This is a genomic window from Hydrogenophaga sp. (assembly GCF_041633695.1).
Taxonomy (GTDB): Bacteria; Pseudomonadota; Gammaproteobacteria; order Burkholderiales; family Burkholderiaceae_C; genus Hydrogenophaga.
The window spans coordinates 1-6,770 of record NZ_JBFJMY010000222.1 but is presented as its reverse complement, the minus strand read 5'-3'; the positions used below and the strand labels follow the sequence as shown (position 1 = coordinate 6,770).

Here is a 6,770-nt window from a genome sequence, read left to right as displayed (position 1 = left end):
GGCCGATGGCAGCTACGGCCTGTGTCTCGATTGCGGCGTGAACATACCCACCGCCCGCCTGCACGCCAGTCCCACGGCCCAACGCTGCGTCGCCTGCCAGGAAAAGACCGAGCAGGCCCAACACGGCGTACACCCCGCCACTTTCTGAAACCGTTCGCCGGTAAGGTGGTGGACGCCACCATCGTGGACCTGGTCGCCAGCGCCCAGGTGGTGCGGTCCCACACGCGCGACCCGAACCATCGGGTCTTGGGCTTTGCTATGCTGGCCACATGACCACCGATGCCCCCCCTGCAGCCGCTGCGCGCACCCTGTTCCACCTGGCGTTCCACGTCACCCACCTGGACGAAGCGCGCCGCTTCTACGGCCAGGTGCTGGGCTGCACCGAAGGTCGCAGCACGAACACCTGGGTCGATTTCGATTTTTTCGGCCACCAGCTCTCGCTGCACCTGGGCGAGCCGTTCAAGACCACGCGCACAGGCCAGGTGGGCGAGCACCTGGTGCCCATGCCGCATTTCGGCCTGATTCTGGAACTGCCGGCCTGGCAGGCGCTGGCTCAGCGGCTGCGCGACGCCCGTGTGGATTTTGTGCTGCCGCCCCAGTTGCGCTTTGAAGGCCAGCCGGGTGAACAGGCCACCATGTTTTTCTGCGATCCGTTCGGCAACCCGATCGAGATCAAAGGTTTTGCCTCGCTGGCGCAGGTGTACGCCAGCTGAAGCCCACCTTGGGCTCCAGCCCTCGCATCACGCCGCTGCAGGCGCTATTTTCTGGTCGATGGCGCCGAAAACCGATTGGCCGTCCTTGCCCTTCATTTCGATGCGGATGGTGTCGCCGTACTGCATGTACGCGGTAGAAGGCTTGCCGTCCAGAATGGTTTCAATCGCCCGCTTCTCCGCGATGCAGCTGTAGCCCTTGGGCCACTCGGTCTTGCCGTTGGCACCGGTCACGCCCTTGTTGCTCACCGTGCCGCTGCCCACAATGGAGCCGGCGCGCACATTGCGTGTCTTGCCCAGGTGGGCAATGAGCTGGCCGAAGTGGAAGGTCATCTCGGGCCCGGCTTCGCACATGCCCACCTTGCGGCCGTTCCAGCTCGACTGCAGCGTGAGGTGCACGCGCCCGCCAGCCCAGGCATCGCCCAGCTCGTCGGGCGTGACGGCCACCGGGCTGAAGGCGGTGGCGGGTTTGCCCTGGAGAAAACCGAAACCCTTGGTCAGTTCGGCCGGGATCAGGTTGCGCAGCGACACGTCGTTGACCAGCATCAGCAGCCGCACGCCGTGCAGCGCCTGATCGGGCGTCACGCCCATGGGCACATCGCCAGTCACGACGGCGATCTCGGCCTCGAAGTCGATGCCGAAGTCTTCGCTCAGCGCCACCACGTCGTCGCAAGGTCCGATGAAATCGTCGCTGCCGCCCTGGTACATCAGCGGGTCGGTGTAGAAGGTATCGGGCACTTCGCTGCTGCGCGCCGCGCGCACCAGCTCAACGTGGTTGATATAGGCCGAACCGTCGGCCCACTGGTAGGCACGCGGCAGCGGGGCCATGCATTGGGCCGGATCGAATACAAACGCGTGGCGCGCCTTGCCCTGGTTCAGCGTGACGTACAAGTCGTGCAGCTGCGGGCTGATGAAGTTCCAGTCGTCCAGCGCCTGCTGGAGCTTGTGCGCAATGCCCGTCGCATAATGAGCGGTCGAGAGGTCGCGCGAGACCACCACCAGTTGTCCATCGCGAGAGCCGTCTTTGTAAGTGGCCAGTTTCATGCATGTCTCCTGCTGCAATTCGGTGTTTCGCCGTGGTGCTCTTCCTCGCGCGCAGCCGGTCGAAACCACCGGACCGGAGCACCCAAGAAAAGCCGCACAGCACATTGATTACGAATAGTAAAACAAGTTAACCTATTCGTAAGAACCAGATTTTAGTCCAAAGCCGCGCCTGGTGCCGGCTGCGGCCCATGAACTGGAACTTGCCAGCGCGCCAACCATCCTAGCCCTGTCTACGCCATGCCTGTCGTCAAAATCCCCACCACCCCCACCGCTTTACCGGGCGCCAGCAGCCTGCGCAAGACCGCAGCTGCCAGCGACAGCAGCGACGAGTCCAGCGACCTGCGTGCCGGTATCCAGTCGGTCGAGGTGGGCTTCGAATTGCTGGCGGCCTTGTCCCATGCGCCCGGCGCCTTGATGCTGCGCGACCTGGCCGCTGCCGCTGGCATGAGCGCCGCCAAAGCACACCGCTACCTGGTCAGTTTCCAGCGCATGGGTCTGGTGGCGCAAGACCCGGTGAGCACCCGCTACGACCTCGGCCCGGCAGCGCTGCGCCTGGGACTGGCCAGCCTGAGCCGCATGGACGCGGTGCGGATGGCGCGCGAACGGGTCCAGGGCCTGCTGGATGAAACCGGCCATACCCTGGCCATCGCGGTCTGGGGCAACCAAGGCCCCACCATCGTGCACTGGGCCGAAGCACCGCAAACCGTGCCCGTCACGCTGCGACTGGGCGACGTCATGCCCTTGCTGGGTTCGGCCACCGGGCGCTGTTTTGCCGCCTTCATGGGCACGCAGGGCAACGACGCCCAGCGCCTGCTGCCCATGATGCGCGAAGAACTCGCGCACATGAAGAAGCAAACCGCCCACGGCCCCGCTGGCGACGACCGCCCACAGAACATGCAGGACGTGCAAGTGCTGCTCGACGAATGCCGCCGCCACGGCATGGCCCGCGTGGTGCACACCTTGATGCCGGGCGTGGCCGGCTTTTGCGCCCCGGTCTTCGACGCCCAGGGCCGCCTGGCGCTGGGTCTGGTGATGCTGGGCTCGATCGCCACACTGGACACCGCCTGGGACGGCGCTTCGGCCCGCGCCTTGCTGCACTGCGCCCACCGGCTCAGCGCCGATCTGGGCCACCGCGCCGAAACCTGATCGATGTTGTGAGCCGGTCCCCGTCTTTGTTGTCCGCCGCACCACGCCCCAAAACGCTGGTCTTTCTGGTGCTGGGCGTGTTGCTGGTGCACCTGGCCTTGCTCGCTGGCGAGCTGCCCGAGTGGCGCGCCGTGCCCGAGAAGCATGCGGCCGCAAGCCCCCCAAGCGAGACCTCGCAGATCACCAGCGACCCCAGCCAGGGTGTGCCAGAAAAACGTGTGAAAGCGGTGGCCGTCGGTACGCTGCGCTGGATCGAAGCGCCCCAAGCACCGCCCCCGCCGGTGGCGCAACCAGCGGTCAAGCGCGTGGCCAAGCCCCCACGCGCCCAGACACCACCACCCGCGCCGCCCGTTGAGGCCGTGGCTGCCGGCGAAGTGCAGCGCGCAGAACCCGACAACGCCACACTTCCAGAGCGCCCCGCAACAGACACCACGGTGGTGGCCGAGGACGCATCCGCACCGGCACCCGAGGCGACCGCTGCGGCCGTGCCCGATCCCGAGCGCGCCGCGCCGCTCGCACAAACGGCGGAACCCGTCACGAGCCCATCCACACCGCCACCCACCGCCGAGGCCACGTTCGAGTCCGCTTCCGAACCCATGCCCGAAGACGCATTGCTGGCCTTGGCGACCAAGCCCGCACCGGGCAAACCACGCGGCAACAGCGCAAACGCCCCGGCGCGTTCGGCACCGCTGCCGCCCGCCAAGGCACCCGCTCCCGCCCGGCTGGGCTACGACGTGAGCGGCCAGATCAAAGGCATCCACTACAGCGCCAGCGCGCAGCTCGACTGGCGGCCCAGCGGCAGCCGCTACGACGCCCAGATGGAGGTACGGGTATTTCTGCTGGGCAAACGCACCCAGACCAGCAGCGGCCTGCTCGATGCCAGCGGTTTGCACCCCGAGCGTTTTGCCGACCGCAGCCGCAGCGAAAAGGCGGCCCATTTTGAGTACGCACAAGAACGCATCCGCTTCAGCTCCAACGCGCCCGATGTGCGCCTGCAAGCCGGTGCGCAAGACCGGCTCAGCGTGTTCCTGCAACTCGCGGCCCTATTCAACGCCCGCCCCGATGCGTTCGCCACTGGCCAGAAAATTCTTTTGCAGGTGGCGGGCACCGGCGACGCCGAAGTCTGGCAGTTCGACATCGGGCCGCTGGAGGAGCTGAGCCTGCCGGTGGGCCCGCTGCGCGCCTGGCGGCTTTCGCGCAGCCCGCGCAGCGCTTACGACAGCGGTGTGGACATCTGGCTGGCGCCTGCGCTGAACCATTTACCGGTGCGCATCCGCATCACGCAGCAAAACGGCGATGTGGCCGACCAGCAATTGAACCAAATGCCTTGAACTGTGCCAAAAATGACACGCCCCTTGAATCCAAGCGGAACGGTGCCACGTATTTGTTCACAGAGCCTCCATATCTGCGTCCGTTTGCCGATATAAGGGCATTAGGAACACAGGTTTCTCACTTTCAAGGATATTCAAGTCATGCACATGCTTTACGACTCAGATGCCTTTGCCGTGGTCCACATTCTGGCCAACGCCCCGACCGAAGGCGAAGTCACGGTAGACGAAGGTCCGCAGATTCCCCGCCACGGTTTTGAGATCGTGGACAAACGCTCGGGCAAAGAGGTGTACCTCGACGGCTCCTGGGCAGAAATGTTCCAGATCCAGATCACCGCCTGGCAAAAAAACATGCCCTCGCAGGAAGAAGTGGAAGACACCTTGGAAGGCTATGCCACGCTGGCACAGATGCCGGTGGTGATGCACTGAGCAAGCAGCCACTGCTTGCCAAAAGCCCGGCCCATGCCGGGTTTTTTTATGGCCGCTCCACGGGCTTTCGGGCGTTCCACCACCGGTACAGCGGCTCCACCAGCAGCAGCACCGCCACCAGCCGACAGACCTGGAACGCTGTCACCATGGGCACTCCGAGCTGCAAGACCTTGGCTGTGATGGACATCTCTGCGATGCCACCGGGCGACGTGCCCAGCACCATGGTGGCCGGGTGCAGGCCGGTGAGTTGGGCCATCACCCAGGCAAAGCCCGCACACAACAGCATCATGGCGAAACTGGCCAGACCCACCGAAGCCAACCAACGCGGTGCCGTGTGCACAAACGCGGGGGTGAAACGCACGCCCAGACTCACACCAATGACCAGCTGGGCCGCAGCCGAGAGCCAAGGGGGAATGGCCGACCAGGCGTAACCACTGAGGGTGACCACCATGGTGACCAGCAAGGCCCCCATGAACCAGGGGTTGGCGCGGCCCATGCGCTGCATCGCCCAGGCGCCGACAAAGCTCAAGCTGCCCAACAACAGCAAACCTGGCCAGTGCACCTCGCGCACGACCGTCGACCCCAGGTCCAGCGCATGCACGCCCCAGAACTGCATGGCAAATGGGATGGTCACGGTCACCAGCAGCACCCTCAGGCTGTGCGCGGCGGCCACCAGTTCGGTTTGTGCGCCGTGGCGCTCGGCCAGCAAGGTCATCTCGGACGCGCCCCCGATGGCGCTGGCGAAGTAGGTGGTGCTGAACAACTGCCCCGGCGGCAACGCAGACAGGCGCCGGGCGTGCACCGAACGCAGCCAGACGCCAAATCCCAGGCCCAGACCCAATGCCCAGACGATGCCCAGCCCAATGGCCCACCACAACCCGACCACCAGCGCCCCCACTTCGGGCGTGAAATACAGACCCAATGCGGCGCCAATCACCCATTGACCCGCGTTGCGCACCGGTACCGCTCCGCGGGTGGGCAGGCCCAGCATGGACACCACCGAGGTGAGCAAGAGCGGACCGATCATCCAGGGAATGGGGGTGTGCAGCCAGACACACAGCCGGGCCGCGCCGTACGCCAAGACCAAGGTGAACACCACGCGACGCCAGAACGTCCAATCAACAGGGCGCAAAAAAGTCACTGGGGAAACACTTGAATAAATAAAGGATGGACACGGCGATTCGACCGTGCACGTAGTATCGGTGCATGAACTGTCACCGCGCTGTCGCCGCCACCGGTTGGGCCTTTCTGTCGCTGCTGGGCGTGCAACTGATGAGCGCCTGTGCCAGCTCAGCGAGCATCCGCGCCGCGCCGTCGAACCCGCTGGAAGCCCGGCTGGCCCCTCTACTGCCCACGCCCTTGCTGTTGTTGGGCGAACAGCACGACGCGGCCGAGCACCAGGTCTTGCAGCGCGAGGTGGTGCAGTTGCTGGCTGCGCAAGGCCGCTTGGCGGCGCTGGTCATGGAGATGGCCGAACAAGGGCGCTCATCCCAAGGTCTGACCCAGCAGGCCAGCGAGGCCCAGGTGCGCGAGGCACTGGCCTGGTCAGACAGCTGGCCCTGGAGCAGTTATGGGCCGGTGGTCATGAGCGCGGTGCGCGCTGGCGTGCCGGTGCTGGGCGGCAACCTGCCGCGACCCGCCATGCGCGCCGCGATGGCAGACGCCGAACTGGACCAGTTGCTGCCCCCCGCAGCACTGGCACAGCAGCGCCAGGACATACGCGACGGCCACTGCGGCCTGCTGCCCGAAGCGCAGATCGCACCCATGACCCGCATCCAGCTCGCGCGCGACCAAGCCATGGCCCAGACCCTGGTGCAGGCGCTGCGCGACCATGCCCAAGCCGGACAGACCGTGTTGCTGGTGGCCGGCAACGGCCATGTGCGGCGCGATCTGGGCGTGCCCCGCCACCTGCCTGTAGAGTGGCCGCACCAGGTGCTGATGGCGCTGGCCGCCGGATCGGGCGGACAGGCGGATGGTGAACAAGCGCTGCGCGCCGACGCGGTGTGGGCCCCGCCGGCGCGCCCGCCGCGCGACTACTGCGCCGAATTCGCCGCGCCTGCCAAAAAGCCCTGACACGCACGACCCGGCCAGCACAGCCGGCTCGCCATCCTGC

The 6,770-nt window shown here is 66.0% G+C and carries 8 protein-coding genes; 6 read left to right on the top strand and 2 right to left on the bottom strand.

Annotation, left to right across the window (positions count from 1 at the left end; genetic code table 11):
• Positions 1-19 precede the first annotated feature (19 nt).
• Entirely contained in the window at positions 20-148 is a 129-nt protein-coding gene (locus tag ABYB95_RS14015) for a TraR/DksA family transcriptional regulator (protein ID WP_372659182.1), read from the top strand.
• 121 nt (positions 149-269) lie between these two features.
• Positions 270-713 (top strand): VOC family protein, encoded by a 444-nt coding sequence (locus ABYB95_RS14010; protein ID WP_372659180.1) that lies wholly within the window; start codon positions 270-272, stop codon positions 711-713.
• Positions 714-740: 27 nt separating this feature from the next.
• Here the strand turns inward: ABYB95_RS14010 and ABYB95_RS14005 are convergent, their stop codons facing one another.
• Positions 741-1,754: a fumarylacetoacetate hydrolase family protein gene (locus ABYB95_RS14005; RefSeq protein ID WP_372659179.1), complete on the bottom strand. Its 1,014-nt coding sequence runs from the start codon at positions 1,752-1,754 to the stop codon at positions 741-743.
• Positions 1,755-1,991: 237 nt separating this feature from the next.
• On the opposite strand from ABYB95_RS14005, the gene ABYB95_RS14000 reads away from it, so the two are divergent.
• The 3 genes from ABYB95_RS14000 (at position 1,992) to ABYB95_RS13990 (ending at position 4,657) form a co-directional block, all read left to right on the top strand.
• Entirely contained in the window at positions 1,992-2,900 is a 909-nt protein-coding gene (locus ABYB95_RS14000) for an IclR family transcriptional regulator (RefSeq protein ID WP_372659178.1), read from the top strand.
• A gap of 8 nt (positions 2,901-2,908) precedes the next feature.
• Positions 2,909-4,231 (top strand): DUF3108 domain-containing protein, encoded by a 1,323-nt coding sequence (locus tag ABYB95_RS13995; RefSeq protein WP_372659177.1) that lies wholly within the window; start codon positions 2,909-2,911, stop codon positions 4,229-4,231.
• A gap of 141 nt (positions 4,232-4,372) precedes the next feature.
• Entirely contained in the window at positions 4,373-4,657 is a 285-nt protein-coding gene (locus ABYB95_RS13990) for a DUF3567 domain-containing protein (RefSeq protein WP_372659176.1), read from the top strand.
• Between the two features lie 46 nt (positions 4,658-4,703).
• Here ABYB95_RS13990 and ABYB95_RS13985 read toward each other — a convergent pair whose 3' ends face one another.
• Positions 4,704-5,756, bottom strand: coding sequence for an AbrB family transcriptional regulator (locus ABYB95_RS13985; RefSeq protein WP_372659181.1), 1,053 nt, complete (start codon positions 5,754-5,756; stop codon positions 4,704-4,706).
• A gap of 107 nt (positions 5,757-5,863) precedes the next feature.
• Here ABYB95_RS13985 and ABYB95_RS13980 point away from each other — a divergent pair, with 107 nt between their 5' ends.
• Positions 5,864-6,730 carry a ChaN family lipoprotein gene (locus tag ABYB95_RS13980; protein ID WP_372659175.1) on the top strand — a complete coding sequence of 289 codons (867 nt, stop codon included), beginning with the start codon at positions 5,864-5,866 and terminating at the stop codon, positions 6,728-6,730.
• Positions 6,731-6,770 lie beyond the last annotated feature (40 nt).

Bases quoted from the DNA above. Each gene is read 5' to 3' on its own strand.
- ABYB95_RS14005 (WP_372659179.1), bottom strand. From the start codon at position 1,754: ATGAAACTGGCCACTTACAAAGACGGCTCTCGCGATGGACAACTGGTG.
- ABYB95_RS13990 (WP_372659176.1), top strand. From the start codon at position 4,373: ATGCACATGCTTTACGACTCAGATGCCTTTGCCGTGGTCCACATTCTG.
- ABYB95_RS14000 (WP_372659178.1), top strand. From the start codon at position 1,992: ATGCCTGTCGTCAAAATCCCCACCACCCCCACCGCTTTACCGGGCGCC.
- ABYB95_RS14010 (WP_372659180.1), top strand. From the start codon at position 270: ATGACCACCGATGCCCCCCCTGCAGCCGCTGCGCGCACCCTGTTCCAC.
- ABYB95_RS13980 (WP_372659175.1), top strand. From the start codon at position 5,864: ATGAACTGTCACCGCGCTGTCGCCGCCACCGGTTGGGCCTTTCTGTCG.